Here is a 22,235-nt window from a genome sequence, read left to right as displayed (position 1 = left end):
GTATTACGCCAAAAATCTTAAATCATGCAGACCTACGGAAACCCGGATGTCACCTATGGTTGGTGGGCTGGAAACGCTGGGGTTACTAACAAATCTGGTAAATTCATTGCTGCTCACATTGCGCATACTGGGCTTATAGCCTTTGCAGCAGGTGGAAGTACTCTTTGGGAACTAGCAAGATACAACCCTGAGATCCCAATGGGTCATCAGAGTTCTATCTTTCTTGCTCATTTAGCTTCAATTGGTATCGGCTTTGATGAGGCTGGTGCTTGGACAGGGGCAGGAGTCGCTTCTATTGCCATCGTACATTTGGTTCTTTCCATGGTTTATGGAGCCGGTGGTTTATTGCATTCAGTCCTATTCGTTGGCGATATGCAAGATTCTGAGGTTCCTCAAGCTAGAAAGTTCAAGCTTGAGTGGGACAACCCAGATAATCAGACATTTATTCTTGGACACCATTTGCTTTTCTTTGGTGTGGCATGTATTTGGTTTGTTGAATGGGCCCGAATTCATGGAATTTATGATCCTGCCATAGGAGCTGTTCGACAAGTTGAGTACAACCTTAACTTGACAAATATTTGGAACCATCAGTTTGACTTCCTCGCTATCGATAGTCTTGAAGATGTACTAGGCGGTCATGCATTCCTAGCATTCGTCGAGATAACAGGTGGAGCTTTTCATATCGCAACCAAGCAAGTTGGTGAATACACCAAATTCAAAGGAGCTGGTCTTCTTTCAGCAGAATCAATTCTTTCATTCTCATGTGCAGGTATTGGTTGGATGGCTGTAGTGGCAGCATTCTGGTGTGCTCAGAACACAACTGTTTATCCTGAAGCTTGGTACGGAGAAGCTTTGATCTTGAAGTTTGGTATTGCTCCTTATTGGATTGATAGTGTCGATCTTTCAGGAGGTCCTGCTTTCTTTGGTCATACCACTAGGGCTGCTTTAGCAAATGTTCATTATTACTTTGGATTTTTCTTCCTTCAAGGTCATCTATGGCATGCTTTAAGGGCAATGGGATTTGACTTTAAGAAAGTTCTTAAAGAGCCTCTTCCAGCGCAGCTTTATTAATTAATCAAAAACAATATGTTTTAAAGAGGAGATTTACCTCCTCTTTTTTTTTGCAAATTTTTATCTTTTAAATTCGATCGATTAAAAAAATTATTCGTTTTACAACGTTGAAATTTTTATATCAAATATTGTTAGATCTTGTGGATTGAGCTTTTTTGAATGATTAGTCGAGAATTTTGCGTATTTAAATTAAGCTATGACTTGCATTTGGAAGATTTCTACTATCTCCTCGAGCTAATATCTCAGCTTCTATAAAATCGTTTTAATTATTGAAATGGGCAAAAATAGTCAAACTAAATAACGACCTCTAACTATTTTGCACATATCATTTCAGCAGCGTGTAATCTGCACGCATATTTCGCCTGTATCGCTTAAAAATTATGCAGAGCTATGGAAATCCAGATGTTACCTATGATTGGTGGGCTGGTAATTCTGTGGTCACCAACCGCTCAGGCCGATTTATAGCCTCCCATATTGGGCATACAGGCTTGATCGCATTTGCGGCTGGTGGAAGCACACTTTGGGAGCTTGCCCGTTACAACCCTGAGATCCCAATGGGGCATCAGAGCTCATTATTCTTGGCTCATTTGGCTTCAATTGGAATTGGTTTCAATGAGGCAGGAGCATGGACAGGTGTAGGAGTAGCTGCAATAGCTATTGTTCATTTGGTCTTGTCAATGGTTTATGGAGGAGGAGCTCTTTTGCATGCAGTCTATTTCGAGGCTGATGTTGAAGAAAGCGAAGTCCCTCGTGCTAGAAAATTCAAACTTGAATGGGAAAACCCTGATAATCAAACTTTTATTCTTGGTCACCATTTGTTCTTCTTTGGTGTTGCCTGTATATGGTTTGTTGAATGGGCAAGGATACATGGCATCTACGATCCTGCTATAGGAGCCGTTCGTCAGGTTAATTACAACCTTGATTTGACAATGATTTGGAATCGACAGTTTGATTTCATTGAAATTGATAGTCTTGAAGATGTAATGGGTGGGCATGCTTTCCTAGCTTTTGCTGAATTGACTGGAGCAACTATTCATATGGTTGCTGGTTCAACTCAATGGGAAAACAAGAGACTTGGAGAATGGAGTAAATTTAAAGGAGCTGAATTACTCTCTGCAGAAGCAGTTCTTTCATGGTCTCTTGCTGGTATTGGCTGGATGGCAATTGTTGCTGCTTTCTGGGCTGCATCTAACACAACCGTATATCCAACAGAGTGGTTTGGTGAACCATTGAAATTACAGTTCTCTGTTGCTCCATATTGGGTTGATACTGGAGACCTTTCTGATTCCACAGCTTTCTTTGGTCATTCAACCAGAGCAGCTTTAGTGAATGTTCATTACTACTTTGGTTTCTTCTTTTTGCAAGGTCATTTTTGGCATGCTCTTCGTGCTTTAGGATTTGACTTCAAGAAAGTTGCTGATGCCATTGGTAACAATCAGGGAGCAACAGTTAGAGTTGAAGGCGCAGGTTTTAACGGAAGAGCACCAAGATAAATTTAATTTAAAATAAAAAAATACCTCCCATTGGGGGGTATTTTTTTTGTTTTTTGCAGTAAAAAGTGTTTTTTTTGTAAAAAAAGAGAGATACCTATAAAGACCTCTAACTATTCTGGTAAAAACAATTCCAATAAGTGTAAGGTAGCCAAAATTTCGACTTTAATTCCTTAATTATGCAGACCTACGGAAATCCAGACGTCACCTACGGGTGGTGGGTTGGTAATTCTGTGGTGACCAATCGCGCAGGTCGATTCATAGGGTCACATATAGGCCACACAGGTCTTATTTGCTTCGCAGCAGGTGGAAGCACTCTTTGGGAGCTTGCACGCTACAACCCAGAGATACCAATGGGACATCAAAGTTCCATATTTCTTGCTCATTTAGCCTCTCTTGGCATTGGCTTTGATGAGGCTGGTGTATGGACAGGAGCTGGTGTAGCAACAATTGCTATTTTCCATTTGATTTTCTCAGCTGTATATGGAACTGCTGGGTTAGCTCATTCACTCTTATTTGATCCGGACTTGAAAGATGGTCCTATTCCTACCACTAAGAAATTCAAACTAGAATGGGACAATCCAGATAATTTGACATTCATTCTTGGACATCATTTGATTTTCTTTGGGGTTGCAAATATTTGGTTCGTTGAGTGGGCAAGATGGCATGGAATTTACGACCCAGCCATAGGCGAAATCAGAACAATCTTCCCTGGATATGGTGATTTTGGAATGGTTTACGGACATCAGTTCGACTTCCTAACCATTGATAGTCTTGAAGAAGTAATGAGCGGTCATGCATTCTTGGCATTCGTTCAAATAAGTGGTGGTGCATGGCACATAGCTACAAAACAGCTTGGTGAATACACCGAATTCAAAGGCAAAGGATTGCTCTCGGCAGAAGCGGTCCTTTCATGGTCACTAGCCGGCATTGGCTGGATGGCAATTGTTGCTGCATTCTGGTGTGCACAAAATACAACTGTTTATCCAATTGACTGGTATGGAGAACCTTTAGCTTTGAAATTTGGAATTTCTCCTTATTGGGTAGATACTGGAGATGTTTCAGATAGCACTGCGTTTTTAGGCCATACAACAAGAGCGGCTTTGTCAAATGTTCACTATTACTTTGGATTCTTCTTTATTCAAGGTCATATTTGGCATGCTCTTAGAGCTATGGGCTTTGATTTCCGTCGTGTTGTTGGATCAGTAGCTTCTCTAGCAACAACTGAGAGTTAGTAGATTCAATCTCAAATTTCAATCAAAAAGCCTCATCAAATTTGATGAGGCTTTTTGATTGGGAAAAATATTTAATTAAAAATTATTCCCTTTTAAATTTATTCTCTTCATCAATTGAATCTTCAGAAGGGGGTTCTAATTCACTAATCGGGTAGATTTCAGGCTCCGTTGATACTTCAGGTTCAGCGGTTACTTCAGTCTCAGTGTTAATTTCAGGTTGAGCGGTTACTTCAGTCTCAGTGTTAACTTCAGGCTCCGTTGATACTTCAGGTTCAGCGGTTACTTCAGTCTCAGTGTTTACTTCATTCTCCGTTGATACTTCAGGTTCAGCGGTTACTTCAGTCTCAGTGTTTACTTCATTCTCCGTTGATACTTCAGGTTCAGCGGTTACTTCAGTCTCAGTGTTTACTTCATTCTCCGTTGATACTTCAGGTTCAGCGGTTACTTCAGTCTCAGTGTTAACTTCAGGCTCAGTAATTACTTCAGATACAGTGTTGACTTTAGGTTCAACGGTCACTTCAGATTCAGCCTTGACTTCAGGTTCAGCAGTCACTTCAGGTTCAACGGTCACTTCATTTTGCGACTCTGTTGCTTCATCTTTCAGTTGAGTTGGTTCTTGCTCTAATTTTGCTGGGATTAACTCTTTAACAATCACATAAAGTTTTTTAAAATTTGAGAGGAGTTCTTTAAGATTTTCATATATATCTTTGAGAGTGCTTTTAATCTCTAGAGCTTTTTCCCCTTTGTTGAAGAAAAGCAAGGCTGAAACAACTAATACTGAGATTAATATGAAAATAAATAGGGTAAGCATTTTTTTTTATCAGTTAGATATCATCAAGATCGCTCTTTATTTTGTTGCTATCAAGTCTTTATTTACATTGAACAACGAAGATAGCCTTTCTTTCTTAAATTAAATCCCTAGTGAAGAATTAATTTTTTTATGAATACACCCAAACTTACTATTTTTTTTGATGGGGGATGCCCATTGTGTAGAAGAGAAGTTGAGTTCTTGCAATCAAGAAATCAAAAGGGATTCCTAAGATTTATTGATATTGATAGTTCTGATCTTCCTCTAGACCTTAAATACGGAATTACTTATAAACAAGCTATGGAAAGAATCCATGCTTTAAAAAGTGATGGTTCGGTAATTAAGGATATTAAGGTTTTTCAAGAGGCTTACAGTTTGATTGGTTTAGGTTGGATTTATGCTCCAACAAAATTGCCCATTCTTGATAAATTTATTGAGTTTATTTATGGATTATGGGCGAAATACAGATTAAAAATAACTCTTCGACCTTCTATAGAAAAATTATGTAATAAAAGGGGTTGTGAAGTCTCCTGATGTTATTAATAGTTATTTTATTTATTAAAAATATTTTCAGTTTTAATTATTAAAGATAATAAATGTATCATCCAAATGTCGAACCATTGAAGCCCCAATTTGAGGCTTTAACGTCGAAAAATTCAATATAAATCCGATTCGCATTTATATTTGTTTTAGATGCAATTAACTCGCATAAAGACTTGCTCATTGAAGAGGGGTTTAGTGAGCCAATTGATTTAACCTTGATAAAACAGCATGGTTCATCGGTTCCAGCGAATGTCATTTTGGTATCTCTTTGGATCATCGTCATTACGTAATTTTCAGGTTTTCTTGTTAGATCAGCAATCATTTTTGAAATATCTTTTTGGAGCAAATCATCATTTTCTAAAACACTTTTGGAGGATGTGTTGATTTGAATGAATGGCATAAGTTAATCTGTTTGACAGATACTAATACTGGACTGGGAGATTTTTTTTAAAATCGAGAAAGATCCAAACAAAGAACCATCATTCAAAGTTTTCAGTAAAAAATATTTTTAAAATCTTAAAAAATTAGAAAGATATTGTTAATTCTCCTGTTAGGGCCTCAATAATTTTGTTTTTCTAGTAACTTAGTTCTGTCTTTTGATGAAAAATGAACCAGAATTTTCAGGCAATTGTTGAAGAAACTACAGAAGTCAACCCTTCAAATGATCCGACCTTTTTACTCGGCGGAGCTTTGATATTTTTTAATGTGTTTATAATGTTATTCGTAGGATTTTATTGGATGAACCCAGTAATGCATGAATTCATCTCTGGAAGACCTCTTTTGTAATGACCATTAGATATTTCCTATTACATTAATTTGTCTTATCAATGTATATAAAAATCTTTAATAGGAGAGATAATTGCATTATTCAGATGGAATCACATCTTTACTCATGAATTTTGAACTTCTTTTTTCAAAAATAATTAAATACGTATTTAGCTTCTTAATAATATTCTTTGGAGTGAACCCAGTTTTTGCTGGTGCAAACGTGGCAGTTAAGGGAGAGGGGGATGAAGTTCCAAGCTATGTTCGGTCTGATATCACTGGATTTAATTTTCATGGAGAAGATCTACACCTTTCTTCAATAGCTGGTGCAATGGCAAGAGATGCTGATTTCAGTGATGTTGATCTTCATGGAACAACATTAACTTTGTCTGACCTTAAAGGTTCAAATCTTAATGGGATAGACCTTACAGATACTCTTTCGGACAGGGTTAATTTCCAAAAAACAGATCTAAGAAATGCGGTTTTGATAAATATGATCGCCTCAGGTAGTAGCTTTGCTGGTGCTCAAATCGAAGGAGCTGATTTCACATTTGCAATTCTTGATAGTGAAGATCAGAGAAACCTATGTAAAATAGCTGATGGTGTAAATCCAACTACGGGTGTCTCTACTAGGGAAAGTCTTGAATGTGTGGGAGATAAAGAATCATATAAACCTGCTATGCCAGCTGCTTGATTTTTAGGGATAATTCAGAAAAAAGTTTGTTATAAAAAAATAGAATTAGTTGCAATTTTGTTTTTTTGGGTTTTCTTTAGAAAAGAGATTTAATCTATCGTGAAGAATTTTTGGCCACATAGAACTAAGGCAAAAGGGTTCTCAATTCCAAATTTTGCACGTAAGTACCGTCTAAAGATCTCCAGCCCCAAAGACTCAACTAATCAAATTTCAAATCAGATTCTAAATGATAGCAATTTAATATCTATGAAAGAAGAAGGTAAAAAGATTTCGATTGATAATCTATCTATTAAAAGAATACATTGGGCGAATCGAGATTTTTCAGAATACAAGAGGGCGGCTTGAAGTTTACTTTTTTGAAGAAATGTTTTTTGTGGCTTTTATATTTTTAGTAAGCGGAATTGTTGATAAAATAAAAGAGATGACAAATAATACTGTTATACCAACAAGGCTCCAAAAAATTAGGTTAGATAGCTCTAACTCGCCAAATGAGACTGTTAGGTATAAATTCAATTTTTAATTGACTGTAATTTTTCATTATTATTTTAGCAATAATTAAATTTTTTATAATTATTGATTTTTGTCTTTTAAGATTTACACATATTTTTTCTTTCCATCGCTTATTTTGTAAATCCCCCCTTTTGGCCCGACGAAAAGCATTTCTCCATTGATTTTTGATTTGCCAAATTTACTTAATCTAGATCTATGAATATCTGCTTTTTCTCTTAATTCATCCTCTGAATACCATGTACCCAAAGGGATATTTTTACAGGGGTCAAGTAAAAGAGAATTCGTAAATTCCTCCGATATCCTTTTTCTACGAATATTTATATTTTTGAACCTTTTTTTGAACCTTTCTATTAAACTCTTTCTGTTAGAAAATTTTTTTCTTTTATTGAAAATTAAGAATATAGATAAAAAGAATATTATTAAAAATACTGGGATTGATTTCACTATTGACAATTATAACCTTACTAATTAAAGCAAGTTCTAGAAATAAAGCCAGTTAATTGCAAATTATTAAATTTATTTATCTTGATTCTGTATTTTATTTTTTCTTGATTATTAAGTCAAATCCTAAACTCGTTTTTTTTGAGAGGATTTCTTTTTTTAAAATACCTTTTTTAAATATACTGATTATTATTATTATTGATTCCACAAAAAGAGAAATAATTGAAAATATTAGAATTATAAAATTATTAGTAATAGAATTATTATTGTTTGGGTTTGGGTTTGGGTTTGGGTTTGGGTTTGGGTTTGGGTTTGGGTTTGGGTTTGGGTTTGGGTTTGGGTTTGGGTTTGGGTTTGGGTTTGGGTTTTTATTCTCTTGCTTTTTCATTTTAGTAAGGTCCGTAGTGGGTTGAGCATTCAGCTCCGCAATAGGCACCAATATTAATGGCTTGCTCTAAATTTAGTTTCGCTGAGAGAGCAGTAGTAACAGCTCCCGCGAAGCAGTCACCACATCCATAGGTGTCTATTTCTTTTGAGCTAGGCTTAATTGATTTGTATTTAATATTTTTTGGAAAAATTGTTCCACCTGATTTACCTTTCGTTGAAATGTATATGTCTGGTTTAGGTTCAAGTTCTTCAAAATTTATTTTCTCACCAGGATCAAGACCGCTACCAATCAATGCGTTGATTGATACTTTTGACATCTTTATGGTTTGTTCACCTGTTCGAGGCGTGGCAGAGAGAAATTTAGCTTTCCTTGCAAGTCTTATTCCTTCTTTATCGGTTGCGGTAATAAATATTCCATCGTAATTTTTCATGTCACTCCAAGGCAGATTGTCAGAAGCGAGTGGCTGTAATCTCTCTCCAATAACTGTAATTGCTCTTTCTCCATCTTTACTAATCAAGCTAATACCTTTTCTTGTTGGTTTTTCACGCCAAGCTACTTTTAAATTTAAGCCAAGTTTAGTAAGTCTTTCGTAGCATTTTTCCCCATAATTGTCTTTGCCTAATGATGTGATTAAGTCAACAGGTCCATTTATTAATCTTGCCATTTGAACGGCTGCGACTGCCGCCCCCCCTGCTGCTTCCTCAAAGCAATCTCTTGCATGTGAAATTTCTCCTGCTAATGGAAGCTGGTCAACCTTTAAGAATGTTACCCATTCGACATGCCCGATAACAGCTAATTTAAGTTTAGGGAGCCTAAATATTTCTTTAGGTGCATTAATTTTCATGCTTAACTAACTATATTTTTACTAATATAGTTAGTTAGGTTCATAGGTTAAACCAAGATATTTTTTTTATTTATAAAATAGACAAATCTTATAATAGTTCTGATATATTATTTATTATTAAATAAGAAAATTTCTTATGATAAGGCAGATTAAATGGTTGAAATGGGTTTATTTATTATTAGCTATATTAGGAGCCGTTTTACCTACTCTTGCAAATATTGAATTTGCAAAAAGCTATGGACCTGCATTTGATATTCAATTATTTATAGAGTTAGCTAATAATAATCCAGCCTCCCAGTCTTTAACTCGAGATTTGTTTGTAGGCTCAACAGCTGTATTTGTTTGGATAATTTCAGAATCAAAGAGATTAGAGATGAAAAATTTATGGATTGTTATATTAACTACATTTACAATTGCATTTGCTTTTTCAGCTCCTCTCTTTTTATATTTAAGAGAATTAAGAATTGAAGAAATGAATAGGAATTAAATTAATTTATAAGGATTAGATATTCTTATTTAATATTCTTAGATATTGGTACTAAAGCTATGCAAAAAAGACCAACAATTAACCATAATTGAAATGCTGTATCGGAATTATCAATTAACTTTCCAGCCATCCATGGCACTGTTAAAGAACTTAGTCCAAAACACTGAGAATACAAAGCTATTGCTGAACCGTGATGTTTAACCGGAGAAGATTTTATAATTGCATCTGAAGCAGATGGTAGGAATATACATAGAGAAGTCGTTAGAGGTATGAAAGCTAAAAGTATTAATAAATATCCATCATATAAGAAATTCGAAACTGATAATAAAATAAATCCTATGAGTAATGAAATTAAGCATAATTTAAACTTAAAAGGTGAATTTTTATTCCTTAAAATATAACCTACTGGCCATTGTAAAATTGCAACCAGAATAAGTTTTATTGTTACTAATGTTGCTACTCTATCCTCCGTTAATGGTGGTCTTATTATTCCTCCGTTTGCTAAATCTAATGGTAGAACAACTTGCAATAAACTCATTACTCCTGTAACAAATAGAGTTATTAATAATAAAGGAAGTAACTTGAATATCCATTTTAAATTAGATTTTTTTTCTTTACTTTTATACTTGATTTCTAAAGTATATTTTATCTCTTGTTGGCTTTTAAGCTTATGTGAATCTAGTTGATTAATTAGAATATAAAATATATATAACATGCAAATAATATCTATAAAATATATTATTCTTGTCAATTCAAAATATGTACCTATAGTACCTAAAAATACCCCAATAGTCACACCAATTGCATCAGCACTTCGTGCAAGAGAAAACCCTTCACTTGATTTGATTTGATTATTACAATTTAGTGGGACTGCTAATTCTGCAGAAGGCCAATAAATTCCAGCTGCTGCTCCTAAAAAAAACTGACCAGATAGATAAGGTAAATAAGTTTGGGAATAAAAAAGAATAAAATCAGATAATATTGCAAGTAAACATGCAACTTTAATTGCTTTCCTATATCTAATTTTATTGTCAAGTAAATATCCTGTTCCAAACCTTGTTGTTATTCCAGCAAATGCAGCTGTTGTTATTCCGCTTCCAATTTGTTCCGCTGAAAATTCTAAGCTATTAAAAATTATCGGAGTTAAATACAATACTCCACCTGCTCCTATTGCTGTCCATAAACGAACCTTTATGATTAATCTTAGGGATACTGGGAATCTTTCCCAATACTTGCTAACACTAGAAGTTGAGAACAAATTCATTCATTAAAAAATTAGTTGTTCTTGGAACAGTAGGAAGCTTACTAGCACCTTCTTGTTTTTATCCAAAACTTCAAGCAGCAGAGAGATTTGAAATTCATTTTGATGGAATGTCTATTCCTATTTCAATCAAAGAATTGATTGATTGGAGTAATGGTGAAGAGGAAGCAAATTCAGAATTAGCCAGCTGGCTCAATTTACTTGGGTTTAAAGAAAGGAAAGGTTTAGCAAAGTTTTTAAGCACACCTTTGGTAAGAGATAAAAGTATGGCAAGACAAATATTGCGAAGTTGGTCAGGTCGAAAATTACTTGATGAAGTTAGTGATCTAATCCTTATGGATGAAGACAGTTCAGGTGAAAGTGTTCTAGATACTTTGGAAAACCTATTAAATGAAAAGGATGAGGTGACAACTTTTGATCTTCTAAATTCACTTTCTGTGAAAGCAATTCATATAGATTTGGATGGGTGGATTGAAGTAGCCAATAATTGGAGAAGTGAATTAAATAAACAGCAAAAACTCATATCTGATTTGATTTCAATTAATGAGAAATCAGTTAAGAAAGAAGAAAGCCATCTTTTACCTTATGAGATTAAAGAAACTGAATATGAATTGATACCTTTAATTGTTTCTCATCGAAATGAGCCTTTAAATTTAGAGGTTTGGAATCCGTCCTTTCGAGAGAAAACCAGAAAAAATTGGGTTTTGTTAATGCCAGGATTAGGAGGTGATCGTAATCATTTTAATTGGCTTGCAAGAAGTCTTAGTCATAATGGCTGGCCTGTTGTTGTTCTAGATCATCCAGGTAGTGACTCAATAGCATTAGAAGCCTTGCTAAAAGGGAGACTTCCCCTACCAGGCGCTGAAGTTATACCTGATCGAATTAAAGATTTAGACAATGTAATTCAGGCTAAAAAATTAGGCAAGATTGATATTTCAGCTGAGAAGGTTGTCTTGATGGGTCATTCTTTAGGGGCCCTTACATCTATTTTGGCTTCAGGAGTCAAAATAGATGATCAACTTGAAAATAGATGTCAGAAGGTCCTTGATAATCTTTTTCTTACTAATTTATCTTCACTTTTACAATGTCAACTAATAGACATAACCTTGTCAGATTGGAAAGGTGTAGAAAATCTTTCAGCTATTGTTGGTATGAATAGTTTTGGTAGTTTTTTGTGGCAAAAGAATTTAGATAATCAAGTAAATTTTCCTCTTTTTCTTACAGGAGGAACTTTTGATTTAGTTACACCATCTATAAGTGAACAACTCGGATTATTGCTTGCTTTAAGTTCTAGCCCATTGAGTAGAGTCCTTTTAATTGAGGGGGCTAGTCATTTTTCACCTATTCGAGTAGAGGGTCAGATGTATCAGTCTAAAGGTAAGGACTTATTTAATCTTGGAGAATCAATTGTTGGATATCATCCACTTTCTGTTCAGAGCTTATTAGCTTCTGAGATTATAGGCTTCCTAGAAAAATTAGAAGAGAATAAATCAATCCCTTCTAATACTAATTTAAATAAAGGAGAGCTTAAGTTTCATGTTTTGGACAAGAATATAATTGAAAAACTTGTAAAAACTCAATAGCTAACCCTAGGATCAATATATGCAATAGCGATATCTATTCCAACACTAACCATGACAACAAGGCTAGATATTATAACAACTATTCCTTGCACAACAGGATAATCTCTTTGGTTAATAGCCTCTTGAAGACCAAGAGCAATTCCAGGCCATGAGAATGTTATTTCAATTAAAAGTGCTCCACCAATTAAAGAAGAAACTGTTAATCCAGTAATTGTCAATATTGGGAGAAGTGTATTTGGTAAAGCGTGATTAACTAATATTCTGGAGTTATTTAAACCTCTACTTTTGGCGGCCTCTATATAATCCTTTTTTAAAACTTCCTCTAGATTTAATCTTAACGACCGACTGAATATTCCGCTTAATAATATCCCTAGAGTGATTGAGGGTAATATTAAATGTTTAATAGAAATAAAAATGATTTCAAAGTTTCTATCTAAAATACTATCTAAAAGTAAGAAACCAGTAATTTGGGGCGGAGGGATAACTCCAGGAGGTAATCTTCCGCCAATGGGTAACCAACCTAGCAAAATAGCGAAGATAATCTGAATTAACATTGCCGCCCAAAAAGGAGGAAGAGCATAGGTCCCAATGCCAAAAATCCTTCCCCAAAAATCTATTCTGCCTTCTGGTTTAATTGCTCCTAAAAATCCAATTAAATAACCTAATAGTGATGCTATTAATATTGAGAAAATAGCTAATTCCAAACTTGCTGGAAGAGCCTTGGAAATAATTACTTTTACAGGTTCTTGTGTGTTTAATGAGATTCCTAAATTTCCATGAATTAATTGATTTAAATATTCAAAGTATTGATTAATTAGAGGTTTATCTAATCCAAGTTTAATTCGTAGGCTTTCTCTTGCAAATTCATTAGCTCGAGTGCCTAGAATCGCATCTACAGGATCCCCTGGTGCAATTCTCAACAATATAAAAACTAAGCTCGAAATTATCCAAAGCATAATTGGCAATAGAGTTAATCTCGATAGGATATATTTGAAAAGTTCCTTTTTAGATGACAAAATCAGTCTCTTTTTAAGTTTCTTAGAATAATTAATCCATCGCTTGAGAATTCTGGTTGACTTATATCTTTTAAAGACCAAGCTTTAGGATTAACTAGCCAAATTGGTAAGTAGGCACTTCCTTGTGCTGCAATTTGTTCAACTTTTTTTAAGTTCTCTAATCTATTTTCTCCCTCAAGCTCTTCACTTTTCTCCAAGAGTTCTTGCAATTTATTATCGCCCCAAAAACTGCCACTGAATACAGCTTCACCCTTAAGACAAGAATTATCATTTATTTCATTACAACTTAACAAGGGAGTTAAGTAAGCTTCAGGGTCAGGATATGCGCCAGTCCAATCCAATATAACTGCTTCAAAAGCACCTTCAGACAGTTGTTTGTAAACTGTTGTTGATTCAATTCCATTTAAAGTAACTTCTATACAATCAGATAAATCTCTTTTAATTTGATCTTTCCATGTAAGGGCAAGTAATTTATCAGCAGGTACATTAGATCTAAATGTTAATGGAATAGAAAGAATATTTGTTTCGCAGTAACCTTCATTTTTCAATAAAGATCTTGCAATAATAGGATTATATTTAGGCCATGGAGAAAATTTTTTTTTGTGTAATTGAGGAGGGACTATTGATCTTAAGGGTTCTCTAGTTCCAAAACTTACTTGTTGACTAATTAGTTCTCTATCAATTGTGTAGGAAAGAGCCTCTCTAATTGTTTTATTTACTAAAGGTAATTTATTACTTTTAAATGTAATATATCCTATCTCTATAGGATCACCTTCTCCTGCGTTAAGTTGATCTTTATTAACCATATTATTTAATGCTAATCTCTGCATATCATCAATAGAATTTGATATCAGCACATCAACTTCTTTCGTTTTTATAGCCCCAAAAAGAGTGCTAGAATTAGTATAATTTATAAAGTTAATTCCTTTATTTAGAGGTTTTTCTCCCCAATAGTTTTTGTATGGCCTGATTGTTTGTTGACTTGAGTTGAAGCTTTCTAAGAAGTAAGGTCCAGTTCCTATAAAGTTTTTATTATTGAAACTATTTTTATAATTTGAATATGAATTAGGAGATATAGGTGTTAAATTTACTGATGTTAAAAGACTCTTTAAAGAACTCGATGGCTTTTTTAATTTTATTCTTATAAGAAATTCATCTTTGACATCAATAGTATCTATTTTTTCGTTTAACAGGTAATTTAAAGTTCCTATTTCCATAAAGCGATTAAGACTAAATGCCATCGCTTCTGCATTAAAAACACTTCCATCGTGAAAAGAAATATTTTCTTTAAGTGGAATATCAATTAGCAAACCATTCTTGCTTACTTTTGGGAAATCTTTTGCTAAACTTGGGGTAAGATTTCCTTCCTTATTTATTTTGTATAAAGTATCTCCAAGGGCGCTTAGTATTTGTAGTGTCCTAAGAGTATTTGCTTGAGCAGGATCAAGGGATTCAATTTTACCTGCACTTGCAACAATAATATTTTCTCTCTTCTTATATTGTACGCAAGATAACTGGAAGAGTATTAAGAAAATACCTGAGACTTTAAAAATATTTTTTATATGATTTAATTTTAACATTTAGTATACGATTCTATAATTATTTCTACCAGCACAAAATATTTATTGATTAGGAGATACTTGTTTTATTGATATCTCGAAGACAGGGGATCCCTTAGGATTAAGTGGCCATTCTCTAACCCAACATTTTTCATAAGCATTATCTATGCCCAATACTTGAAAAAGTTCTTTTTTATTCTTTAGATAAACACAATCTCCTTGATTAATATTTTTTTCTGTTTCTTTTCTAGCTTTCTCAATTACGTTTTTGGATGTTTTCATAGTTTGGTTCCGAAAAGAAATTTAAAATAAAATTTCCTTTGTTCTTGTTATATAAATAGCAACTTAATTTCGTTTTGACTAGTTTTCGTTAGCTAAAGGCAACCCATCGTTGCTGCAATTCTCTTTACTTGTGACAAGTTTTCTATATCTAAAAGAGCCTCTTCAAGTTGACCTTGATTAATCTTGTGAGTAATAACTACTATCTCTGCTTCTTTATTTGTTGCATCAAATTGCACAATTGATTCAATAGATATTTGTTTCTTTCCAAAAATAGTTCCGATCTCTCCAATCACTCCGGGACTATCTTCGGCAATAAGCCGTATGTAATTCTTTTTAGTTATTTGTTTCTTTTCTGCTACGTGACAACTTCTCCAGCCTTTTGCTGATAAGAGTGGATCTAAGTTAAGGCCTTTGTCACCACTCATAGACTGAATACCCGCAATGTTAAGTATGTCTGCAACAACAGCTGATGCAGTTGGACCAGACCCTGCACCTGGTCCGAAAAACATTACTTGGCCAATGGGATTTCCTTCCACAAGAATTGCATTGTTCACTCCATTTACCCCTGCCAATGGATTATCTTCAGGGACCAATGTTGGCTCAACCCAAACAGAAAGCGGCTGACTGTTTTCACTTTTTGATTGATTTTCTCCTTTTTCAGATATTGCTAAAAGCTTGATTCCGTATCCCAACTTTCTTGCATAATTAACATCTATGCCTTCTAGTAGATTTATTCCCGTTGTTGGGATGTCAGCTCGATTGATTGCTCCACCAAAGGCAAGTCCACTTAGAATGGCAATTTTATCAGCTGCGTCGGATCCTTCGACATCTGCTGCTGGATCACTTTCTGCATATCCAAGCGCTTGGGCATCTTTTAAAACTTCAGCATAATTAACTCCTTCTTTATCCATTCTGGAAAGTATGTAATTAGTTGTTCCATTTATTATTCCACTTACTTTGTTTATCTGATTTCCCCCTAAAGATTGCTTTAGAGGCTCAATTATTGGGATCCCTCCTCCTACTGCCGCTTCGATGAGGACATAAACCCCGGCGTCTTTTGCTTCATTTGAAATCTCTTCACCATATCTTGCAATTACTGCTTTGTTGGCAGTTACTACAGATTTACCTGCTCTTATGGCTTGGATAATTAATGATTTTGCTGGTTCTATACCTCCCATTACTTCAACAACTATTTGAATATTGGGATTGTTTACTATTTCAATAGGGTTTGTTGTCAGTATTGAATCTGGTATGTATACACCTCTTTTCTTTTGTAGATTCCTTACTGCAACACTAACAAGTTCAAGTTCTCCAACTAATGGATGTCTGTTATTTGGGCTGTTAATGATATTTGCAACACCCTGACCAACAGTTCCTAGGCCAAGTAAACCGATACCAACTTTTTTCATGTTTTTATTAAGGCGATAATTTTGTTTAAATCCTGTTTATTCATTCTCAGAGCTAGGTAGTGATAGGTTTTTTGCTTGAGCTTTCATTTTTAGGAATATATTGAGAAAACCATTTGCTCTTGATGGCGTCAAGCTTTTGCTTAATCCAGTCATCTCAATAAATTTTTCATTTATAGAGAGTACTTCAAAAGGTGTTAGATCATTCAAACCTTTTATTAGAAAAGCTAGCAATCCTTTTGTTATGAGTGCGTCTGAATATCCTTTCCATTGAATTTTTCCTTTCAAAAGAATTCCAAGAACATATACTTCTGAAATGCATCCTTTTACTTTAGTGGTTTCCAGGTGAAGATCTTCAGGTAGCAACGGTAAACTTTTAGCTAGCCATAAAATATATTCATAGCGCCTTTTGGGATCTGAAGTTGATTGTAGACGTTCTATAAGATTATCTAATGAATCACTCCCATAAGTATTAATGAATGATTTTTCTTTGATTTCAGTCACCTCATTAGTTTAATCAATTTATACATCCTAAAGCCTAACTAATTATTTAGTTGCTTCAATTTGATGTAGACCTTTTTCGCTAATCCAACCATTAAATGGAACATCCCATCTGTCTCTAGGCAAAAGTTTTTTAGATATGCAATTATTACTGATGACTACAAATGATGGTATTGAAAACCACAAATCTCTTTGCCGAAGACGATCAAAGTATCCTCCCCCGTAACCTAATCTATATCCTTCTTGATCTATAGCTATTGCAGGTACAAATAGGATAGAAATATCATTAGGTTGAATAGTATTTTCTCCTATTGGTGCAGGAATATTGTTTGAATCTCTCTCGAGTGGATTATTTGACCAATGATGATAGCTTATACCTTTGGTTTTAGAACTCAAAGGTAAAGCAACTTTTAGATTATTAATGTCTTTAATAAATCTTATATCCACTTCATATTTTAATGGCCAATAAATACCTATATATTTTCCTTCAACATGATATTTATTTAAAAGTACATTTAATGTTGATTTGACACTCAGCTTTATTTTCTCATGTATTAAAGATGAATTAGAATTACGGATTAAATTATATTCTTTTCTTTTAATTTTCTTTCTTGATTTAATATCATCATATATACTTTTCATAAATAATATATTTTAACTATAGATTTAATTATTTAAGATAGATTCCAGTAAGTGCAATAGCTAGTGCATCGGCTGCATCATCTGGCTTTGGCGGTGAACTTAAACTTAGTTCATGCATGACAGAATTTAACACCTCATCTTTATCTGAATGACCATAACCAGTGATAGCAAGTTTGATTTGCATTGGTGGAAATTCTTGAATCGGAAGATTGTGCTTTCCTAAAGTCATCATTATCACTCCGCGAGCCTGTACAACACTAATTGTTGTGCTAGAGCGGTAGAAAAAAAACTTTTCAACTGCTGCAGAATTTGGATTCCATTTGTTTATTATTGAACTTAAATCATTTGAAATTTCTACAAGTCTTTTTTCTTCTTTTTGCGTTGACTTTGTTTCTATAATTCCGCAATCAAGCATTATTTTCTTTCCTTCTATTTGATCAATGATTCCATAACCTACTCTTGCTAGACCTGGATCTATTCCTATTATTCTCACTTAGTTTGTTGTAGCTAGTTCAAATTCAGATACATCATTAGGTTCATTTTTTTCAAATACTTTGCAAAAAGCTTTTATTACTCTGTCTCCAGAATCAACTTGTTCAAGAGGATCTTTTCGAAGTCTATGTCTTAAAGATGTCGACACGACACGAGCAATATCTTCTTCAGTTACTTCTTTTCTTCCTTCAAAGGCAGCAAGGGCTCTAGAAGCTCTATTTGTCACAATATCTCCTCTAAGTCCATCGACATCAAGTTCACCACAAACTGCTGAAATCCTTAGTCTGAGATCTTCATCGATAGAAACCTCATTAAGTAAATTTTGAGCATCAACAACTTTTTGTTGAAGAGAGTCTTGATTAGCTTGAACCGAATCGCTAAAAGATTCAGGATCATTATCAAAGGCTGTGCGTTGATCAACAACTTGAACGCGAAGTTTTGCTTCCCTTACGGTTCTCACTTCTACACTCATCCCAAAACGATCAAGTAACTGAGGCCTTAATTCTCCTTCCTCAGGGTTTCCTGAACCAATAAGTACAAACCTTGCAGGATGTCGGACCGAAATCCCTTCACGTTCCACTGTATTCCAGCCTGATGCAGCAGAGTCTAAAAGCACATCAACAAGGTGATCATCTAGCAAATTAACTTCATCAACGTAAAGTAACCCTCTGTTCGCTTTGGCTAGCAATCCTGGCTCAAAAGCTCTAACACCCTCACTAAGAGCCTTTTCAATATCAATAGTTCCACAAAGTCTATCCTCAGTGGCACCTAAGGGTAGATCAATCATTGGGACCTGTTTCTCACCTTTTTGTATGTCACTACCACTGTCTATTTTCTCCCGGACATCATTGCTTTGAAGGTCTGGATCATCAAGAGAGCTGTTATAGGGATCTCCTTCAACGACTTCTATTGCAGGTAATAGATCTGCAAGTGCTCTTATTGTTGTGGATTTCCCAGTACCTCTATCACCCATTATCATTACTCCACCAATTCTTGGGTCAATAACATTTAAAAGAAGCGCTAGCTTCATTTCCTCTTGTCCAATCACTGAAGTGAATGGAAAAACTCTGCGTTTTCTAGTTGAACTCACTTTCTTAGTACTGGTAACAAGATTGTTTCATAAGCAGGCCACTTTAGATTGATAAAGTCCAAAAAAAAAATGATAATGAAAAGCAAAATGTTTTTTTAAGTTAGTAAAAAATCTAATTTTAATTACTTGATTTTTCATCTTGATTAAGAAAAGGGACTAATTCGGCCGATAAATTTCTTATCAACTCAGTTGATCGGGGATCGTTAAATGGACCTTTTACTATAAAACTTGCGAATGCCCTTGAGTTATGAGGAGTTTGAATTAAAGCAGTATCTGAATATGAGATTCCTATATCACCAGTTTTATTGTGAACTAAATAACCTTTTAATGAAAGATGATAGTCAGTGTCTTTAGATTGTTTACCAAGACCTCTTAAAATTCCTGAAGGTATTAATGTATTAGTTTTTGATTTGCTCATTATTTTTCTAAAAATATCTCTGGAACTAACATTAAGTAGATAACCATTATCAACAAGAGCCATTGCTAAAGATAGATCTTTAGTTGATGTAAGATTTGTTCCATCTAGATCAGGAAGATAATTATTTATTTGTGTATTTTTTAGGCCAATTTCTTTGAATCTTTGATTAACTACTTTGATCCCTCCCAATCGTTTTATTAGTAAATTAGTTGCTGTATTATCACTAACTCTGATCATTTCTGTGGCTACTTCATAAACAGGGAAACCTTCACCTATATTTTGGTATGCCATCCAGCCTGAACCACTACCGATTACATCTTCTGTAAGTATCAAATTTTCATTCCAGACTATTTCTTCTCTATCTAGCATTGTAAGTAAAATAATCAGAATTGGTACCTTAATACTGCTTGCTGCAGATAGCATTACATCAGGTTTTATTTCTGCATAGAATTTATTATCTAATGATATGAAAAAAGCACTAACATCTAAATCTGGATTTTTTATTATAAGGTTTTCCCATTTATTAATTAATATTTCTAGTTTTTCAAAATCTTCTAAATTATCATTGTAAAATGATGATAATTTGGATTTTTTAATTCGTAATTCATTTTTTAATGACCTACTAGATTTACCTGTTATATTAATTTTCTTATTTATTTTATAGCTTTGATTAATGGGACCAACAATTCTTAGAAAACTTCCAAGTAAAACTGATAAGGCTATGCTTGTTAGAAATATATTCGTTATTACCTTGAGGTGATTTTTCACTTTGAAATGAAAGAATATAAACCTTTGCAATTATTGTAGCTTGTTACTTTGATGAATCATTTTTATTTTTAATTTTCCATCTTGCTTGGCTGATTATTCCTCTAATCAGTGCAACTTCATCATCTTTTATCTCACCTCGTAAGAGCAATTGTTTGATTTTCGTCATTTTAGCTTTATAGGTATGTTTCATCAAGAAACCAATATCAAGTAAAAGACTACCTGCATCATTAATACAATCTTCTAATTTAATTAAATTTGCAGGATAGCTCATTTTTGTATGGTGTTTTAATAAATTAAGCTCATTCAATTGATTGAATTGATGAAGAACAATTGCTACTGCATGTGAAAGATTTAATGATGGATAATTTTCACTTGTATTAAGACTAATCACTTTATTTGCTTTTAGAAGTTCTTCGTTAGACAAACCTCTGTCTTCTCTTCCGAAAACCAAAGCTATTTTCTCATCTCTTTCTGATTTAAGAGCCCAGCTCAAAGCCTCTTTATTTGAGTAAAGCGGAATCTCGCCATGTTCTTTTCTCCCACAAGTAGCAATAATTCTTGAGCAGTCCGAAAGTGCTGAATTTAGATCCTTATAAACTTTTGCTTTTTCTAATATCTTCAGTCCTCTTACAGACATCTTTTTCGCTTCTTGATCTAAATAATTGCATTTAGGAGAAACTAGTCTTAATTCGTGAACACTAAAGTTTTCACAGAGCCTTGCAACGCTCCCAACATTAATTGGCCCTGATGGTTCTACAAGTACTACTTTTAGAGTTTTTTTAATTGCCACTATTAATTGAGTGAATGCATATATGCCAATAGATCAGCCATTGATTGAGGTTCAATTTCAAAACTTGGCATTGGAGGAGTCAATCCTCGAATAACTTGATTAATAATCTTTTTATCACTCATCTCTTGAGTCGCTTCGTGGAGGTCGGGTCCTACAAAACCTTGAGCTGAAATCCCATGGCAACCGACACAATTTATTTTGAATAATTTGCTTCCTGATAAAGCTTCACCTTGAATAGACAAAGTTTGAGTTATGAAAGGATCTTGCTTAAAATCTCCAATTCTCCAAAAAAGGATAAGTAAGGCAAGAGTGGCAGCAGATAATAAGAATATTCGCCAAGAGCTAATCTTTTGGTCCTTGTTAATTAATGCTTTTGATGACGGAGTATTCACTAAAACCTCTCTGACATGAAAGAATTGTTACTAGTAATCATGAAAAAAGCGAGCAAATGATTGAGCCTCTGCTATGTGGGATTGTTCTTGGATTGGTTCCAATAACATTATTAGGACTTTTTGTTAGTGCGTGGAATCAGTATCGTCGAAGCAGTTCAATGCCTGATTGGGAATAAGAAAAATAAGAGAGGTGTTTCCATAAAATTTCTTTTTTTTTAATTGCCAACCATTATGTATTCTTGGCATTGATTTTGACGAGCATTCGCATATCAAAGTAGATGATTTTTTAATCCATTGTTTAGACAATAAAAGTTCTTGAGAAAGTTCATATAATCCTGATTCGTATGGAGGGTCAAGAAAAACAAAATCAAATTTTTGATCAGGTCTTTCGTAATCTTTAATTAATTCAATTGTTTTGTTTTTTGGACCCTTTTTGAGAGATGAGATCAATTCACTACATATGACTTCAATATGTATTGAATGACTCATGGTTTTTGAGACATCTATAAGGTTTTTTTTGCATATTTTTACTGCTTCCCTTTGCTTTTCAATTGCAAGAACCCTTTTCACTCCTCTTTGAAGAGCCTCACATGCCATTGATCCACTTCCACTACAAAGATCTAGCCAACTTGCTCCTTTGAGCTCGTTCCCAAGAATATTGATTAGTGCCTCTCTTACCTTTGAGGAGGTTGGTCTTGTCTTTTGGTTTAAAGGACTTTCTATCCTTTTCCCAGAAATAAGTTTCAGTTTCCCTTTCAA

Annotated in this window: 27 protein-coding genes; 9 read left to right on the top strand and 18 right to left on the bottom strand. The window is 34.2% G+C overall.

Going from position 1 to position 22,235, the window contains the following annotated elements; translation table 11 throughout:
• Window positions 1-24: 24 nt before the first annotated feature.
• From O5633_RS04635 to O5633_RS04625, 3 genes are all read left to right on the top strand, one after another.
• Window positions 25-1,071, top strand: a complete 1,047-nt coding sequence (locus O5633_RS04635) for a chlorophyll a/b binding light-harvesting protein (protein ID WP_269610937.1) — start codon at window positions 25-27, stop codon at window positions 1,069-1,071.
• A 380-nt stretch (window positions 1,072-1,451) separates the two neighbouring features.
• Window positions 1,452-2,564: a chlorophyll a/b binding light-harvesting protein gene (locus tag O5633_RS04630; RefSeq protein WP_269610936.1), complete on the top strand. Its 1,113-nt coding sequence runs from the start codon at window positions 1,452-1,454 to the stop codon at window positions 2,562-2,564.
• A gap of 176 nt (window positions 2,565-2,740) precedes the next feature.
• Entirely contained in the window at window positions 2,741-3,796 is a 1,056-nt protein-coding gene (locus O5633_RS04625; protein WP_269610935.1) for a chlorophyll a/b binding light-harvesting protein, read from the top strand.
• 82 nt (window positions 3,797-3,878) lie between these two features.
• Here O5633_RS04625 and O5633_RS04620 read toward each other — a convergent pair whose 3' ends face one another.
• Window positions 3,879-4,607 (bottom strand): hypothetical protein, encoded by a 729-nt coding sequence (locus O5633_RS04620; protein WP_269610934.1) that lies wholly within the window; start codon window positions 4,605-4,607, stop codon window positions 3,879-3,881.
• A 129-nt stretch (window positions 4,608-4,736) separates the two neighbouring features.
• On the opposite strand from O5633_RS04620, the gene O5633_RS04615 reads away from it, so the two are divergent.
• Window positions 4,737-5,138: a thiol-disulfide oxidoreductase DCC family protein gene (locus tag O5633_RS04615; protein WP_269610933.1), complete on the top strand. Its 402-nt coding sequence runs from the start codon at window positions 4,737-4,739 to the stop codon at window positions 5,136-5,138.
• A gap of 67 nt (window positions 5,139-5,205) precedes the next feature.
• On the opposite strand, the gene O5633_RS04610 is transcribed toward O5633_RS04615, so the two are convergent.
• Window positions 5,206-5,547, bottom strand: coding sequence for a phenylpyruvate tautomerase MIF-related protein (locus tag O5633_RS04610; protein ID WP_269610932.1), 342 nt, complete (start codon window positions 5,545-5,547; stop codon window positions 5,206-5,208).
• Between the two features lie 206 nt (window positions 5,548-5,753).
• Here O5633_RS04610 and O5633_RS04605 point away from each other — a divergent pair, with 206 nt between their 5' ends.
• Both O5633_RS04605 and O5633_RS04600 read left to right on the top strand, forming a co-directional pair.
• Entirely contained in the window at window positions 5,754-5,933 is a 180-nt protein-coding gene (locus tag O5633_RS04605; protein ID WP_269610931.1) for a hypothetical protein, read from the top strand.
• A gap of 106 nt (window positions 5,934-6,039) precedes the next feature.
• On the top strand, window positions 6,040-6,606 hold the full coding sequence (locus tag O5633_RS04600) for a pentapeptide repeat-containing protein (RefSeq protein WP_269611305.1): 567 nt from the start codon (window positions 6,040-6,042) through the stop codon (window positions 6,604-6,606).
• Window positions 6,607-7,200: 594 nt separating this feature from the next.
• Here the strand turns inward: O5633_RS04600 and O5633_RS04595 are convergent.
• From O5633_RS04595 to O5633_RS04585, 3 genes are all read right to left on the bottom strand, one after another.
• Window positions 7,201-7,560 (bottom strand): hypothetical protein, encoded by a 360-nt coding sequence (locus O5633_RS04595; protein ID WP_269611304.1) that lies wholly within the window; start codon window positions 7,558-7,560, stop codon window positions 7,201-7,203.
• Between the two features lie 94 nt (window positions 7,561-7,654).
• A complete protein-coding gene (locus tag O5633_RS04590) occupies window positions 7,655-7,945 on the bottom strand; it encodes a hypothetical protein (protein WP_269610930.1) in 291 nt (96 codons plus the stop codon).
• Between the two features lies 1 nt (window position 7,946).
• Complete coding sequence (locus O5633_RS04585) at window positions 7,947-8,789, bottom strand: PfkB family carbohydrate kinase (RefSeq protein WP_269610929.1); 843 nt, start codon at window positions 8,787-8,789, stop codon at window positions 7,947-7,949.
• Between the two features lie 136 nt (window positions 8,790-8,925).
• Here O5633_RS04585 and O5633_RS04580 point away from each other — a divergent pair, with 136 nt between their 5' ends.
• Entirely contained in the window at window positions 8,926-9,276 is a 351-nt protein-coding gene (locus tag O5633_RS04580) for a DUF2834 domain-containing protein (RefSeq protein ID WP_269610928.1), read from the top strand.
• Window positions 9,277-9,301: 25 nt separating this feature from the next.
• Here O5633_RS04580 and O5633_RS04575 read toward each other — a convergent pair whose 3' ends face one another.
• Window positions 9,302-10,540 carry an MFS transporter gene (locus O5633_RS04575; protein WP_269610927.1) on the bottom strand — a complete coding sequence of 413 codons (1,239 nt, stop codon included), beginning with the start codon at window positions 10,538-10,540 and terminating at the stop codon, window positions 9,302-9,304.
• On the opposite strand from O5633_RS04575, the gene O5633_RS04570 reads away from it, so the two are divergent.
• Window positions 10,525-12,120, top strand: coding sequence for an alpha/beta hydrolase (locus O5633_RS04570; protein WP_269610926.1), 1,596 nt, complete (start codon window positions 10,525-10,527; stop codon window positions 12,118-12,120). The two genes, O5633_RS04575 and O5633_RS04570, sit on opposite strands and share 16 nt — an antisense overlap.
• Here O5633_RS04570 and O5633_RS04565 read toward each other — a convergent pair.
• The 11 genes from O5633_RS04565 to O5633_RS04515 all read right to left on the bottom strand — a co-directional run bounded on the left by O5633_RS04565 (window position 12,114) and on the right by O5633_RS04515 (window position 21,476).
• The gene (locus tag O5633_RS04565) at window positions 12,114-13,136 is read right to left on the bottom strand and encodes an ABC transporter permease (RefSeq protein WP_269610925.1); all 1,023 of its coding nucleotides are present in this window, start codon (window positions 13,134-13,136) and stop codon (window positions 12,114-12,116) included. The genes O5633_RS04570 and O5633_RS04565 overlap by 7 nt on opposite strands.
• Window positions 13,137-13,138: 2 nt before the next feature.
• A complete protein-coding gene (locus O5633_RS04560) occupies window positions 13,139-14,716 on the bottom strand; it encodes an ABC transporter substrate-binding protein (RefSeq protein WP_269610924.1) in 1,578 nt (525 codons plus the stop codon).
• Between the two features lie 42 nt (window positions 14,717-14,758).
• Window positions 14,759-14,977, bottom strand: a complete 219-nt coding sequence (locus O5633_RS04555; protein ID WP_269610923.1) for a hypothetical protein — start codon at window positions 14,975-14,977, stop codon at window positions 14,759-14,761.
• Between the two features lie 92 nt (window positions 14,978-15,069).
• Window positions 15,070-16,386: a homoserine dehydrogenase gene (locus tag O5633_RS04550; protein ID WP_269610922.1), complete on the bottom strand. Its 1,317-nt coding sequence runs from the start codon at window positions 16,384-16,386 to the stop codon at window positions 15,070-15,072.
• Window positions 16,387-16,422: 36 nt separating this feature from the next.
• A complete protein-coding gene (locus tag O5633_RS04545; RefSeq protein WP_269610920.1) occupies window positions 16,423-16,887 on the bottom strand; it encodes a SufE family protein in 465 nt (154 codons plus the stop codon).
• A gap of 42 nt (window positions 16,888-16,929) precedes the next feature.
• Window positions 16,930-17,526, bottom strand: coding sequence for a 5-formyltetrahydrofolate cyclo-ligase (locus O5633_RS04540; protein ID WP_269610919.1), 597 nt, complete (start codon window positions 17,524-17,526; stop codon window positions 16,930-16,932).
• 28 nt (window positions 17,527-17,554) lie between these two features.
• Entirely contained in the window at window positions 17,555-18,019 is a 465-nt protein-coding gene (ruvC, locus tag O5633_RS04535; protein WP_269610918.1) for a crossover junction endodeoxyribonuclease RuvC, read from the bottom strand.
• Window positions 18,020-19,108: a magnesium chelatase ATPase subunit I gene (gene bchI, locus O5633_RS04530; protein WP_269610916.1), complete on the bottom strand. Its 1,089-nt coding sequence runs from the start codon at window positions 19,106-19,108 to the stop codon at window positions 18,020-18,022. It lies immediately after the preceding gene.
• Window positions 19,109-19,226: 118 nt separating this feature from the next.
• Window positions 19,227-20,294, bottom strand: coding sequence for a serine hydrolase (locus tag O5633_RS04525; RefSeq protein ID WP_269610914.1), 1,068 nt, complete (start codon window positions 20,292-20,294; stop codon window positions 19,227-19,229).
• 43 nt (window positions 20,295-20,337) lie between these two features.
• Window positions 20,338-21,084, bottom strand: coding sequence for an RNA methyltransferase (locus O5633_RS04520; protein ID WP_269610913.1), 747 nt, complete (start codon window positions 21,082-21,084; stop codon window positions 20,338-20,340).
• A 2-nt stretch (window positions 21,085-21,086) separates the two neighbouring features.
• On the bottom strand, window positions 21,087-21,476 hold the full coding sequence (locus O5633_RS04515; protein WP_269610911.1) for a c-type cytochrome: 390 nt from the start codon (window positions 21,474-21,476) through the stop codon (window positions 21,087-21,089).
• Window positions 21,477-21,532: 56 nt separating this feature from the next.
• Between O5633_RS04515 and petG the strand changes: the two genes are divergently transcribed.
• Window positions 21,533-21,652: a cytochrome b6-f complex subunit V gene (gene petG, locus O5633_RS04510; protein WP_011294783.1), complete on the top strand. Its 120-nt coding sequence runs from the start codon at window positions 21,533-21,535 to the stop codon at window positions 21,650-21,652.
• Here the strand turns inward: petG and rsmD are convergent.
• Window positions 21,600-22,235, bottom strand: coding sequence for a 16S rRNA (guanine(966)-N(2))-methyltransferase RsmD (rsmD, locus tag O5633_RS04505; protein ID WP_269610910.1), 636 nt, complete (start codon window positions 22,233-22,235; stop codon window positions 21,600-21,602). The genes petG and rsmD overlap by 53 nt on opposite strands.

The organism is Prochlorococcus marinus str. MIT 1013 (genome assembly GCF_027359395.1).
GTDB lineage: Bacteria > Cyanobacteriota > Cyanobacteriia > PCC-6307 > Cyanobiaceae > Prochlorococcus_B > Prochlorococcus_B marinus_E.
Note: the sequence above shows the minus strand (reverse complement) of the source record. Positions and strands in the feature narration are given on the sequence as shown.

Coding starts and splice junctions, on each gene's coding strand:
- O5633_RS04605 (WP_269610931.1), top strand. CDS start 5,754: ATGAACCAGAATTTTCAGGCAATTGTTGAAGAAACTACAGAAGTCAAC.
- O5633_RS04580 (WP_269610928.1), top strand. CDS start 8,926: ATGATAAGGCAGATTAAATGGTTGAAATGGGTTTATTTATTATTAGCT.
- O5633_RS04615 (WP_269610933.1), top strand. CDS start 4,737: ATGAATACACCCAAACTTACTATTTTTTTTGATGGGGGATGCCCATTG.
- petG (WP_011294783.1), top strand. CDS start 21,533: ATGATTGAGCCTCTGCTATGTGGGATTGTTCTTGGATTGGTTCCAATA.
- O5633_RS04630 (WP_269610936.1), top strand. CDS start 1,452: ATGCAGAGCTATGGAAATCCAGATGTTACCTATGATTGGTGGGCTGGT.
- O5633_RS04575 (WP_269610927.1), bottom strand. CDS start 10,540: ATGAATTTGTTCTCAACTTCTAGTGTTAGCAAGTATTGGGAAAGATTC.
- O5633_RS04540 (WP_269610919.1), bottom strand. CDS start 17,526: ATGAAAAGTATATATGATGATATTAAATCAAGAAAGAAAATTAAAAGA.
- O5633_RS04590 (WP_269610930.1), bottom strand. CDS start 7,945: ATGAAAAAGCAAGAGAATAAAAACCCAAACCCAAACCCAAACCCAAAC.
- O5633_RS04560 (WP_269610924.1), bottom strand. CDS start 14,716: ATGTTAAAATTAAATCATATAAAAAATATTTTTAAAGTCTCAGGTATT.
- O5633_RS04555 (WP_269610923.1), bottom strand. CDS start 14,977: ATGAAAACATCCAAAAACGTAATTGAGAAAGCTAGAAAAGAAACAGAA.
- O5633_RS04635 (WP_269610937.1), top strand. CDS start 25: ATGCAGACCTACGGAAACCCGGATGTCACCTATGGTTGGTGGGCTGGA.
- O5633_RS04550 (WP_269610922.1), bottom strand. CDS start 16,386: ATGAAAAAAGTTGGTATCGGTTTACTTGGCCTAGGAACTGTTGGTCAG.
- O5633_RS04600 (WP_269611305.1), top strand. CDS start 6,040: ATGAATTTTGAACTTCTTTTTTCAAAAATAATTAAATACGTATTTAGC.
- O5633_RS04625 (WP_269610935.1), top strand. CDS start 2,741: ATGCAGACCTACGGAAATCCAGACGTCACCTACGGGTGGTGGGTTGGT.
- O5633_RS04585 (WP_269610929.1), bottom strand. CDS start 8,789: ATGAAAATTAATGCACCTAAAGAAATATTTAGGCTCCCTAAACTTAAA.
- O5633_RS04610 (WP_269610932.1), bottom strand. CDS start 5,547: ATGCCATTCATTCAAATCAACACATCCTCCAAAAGTGTTTTAGAAAAT.
- O5633_RS04620 (WP_269610934.1), bottom strand. CDS start 4,607: ATGCTTACCCTATTTATTTTCATATTAATCTCAGTATTAGTTGTTTCA.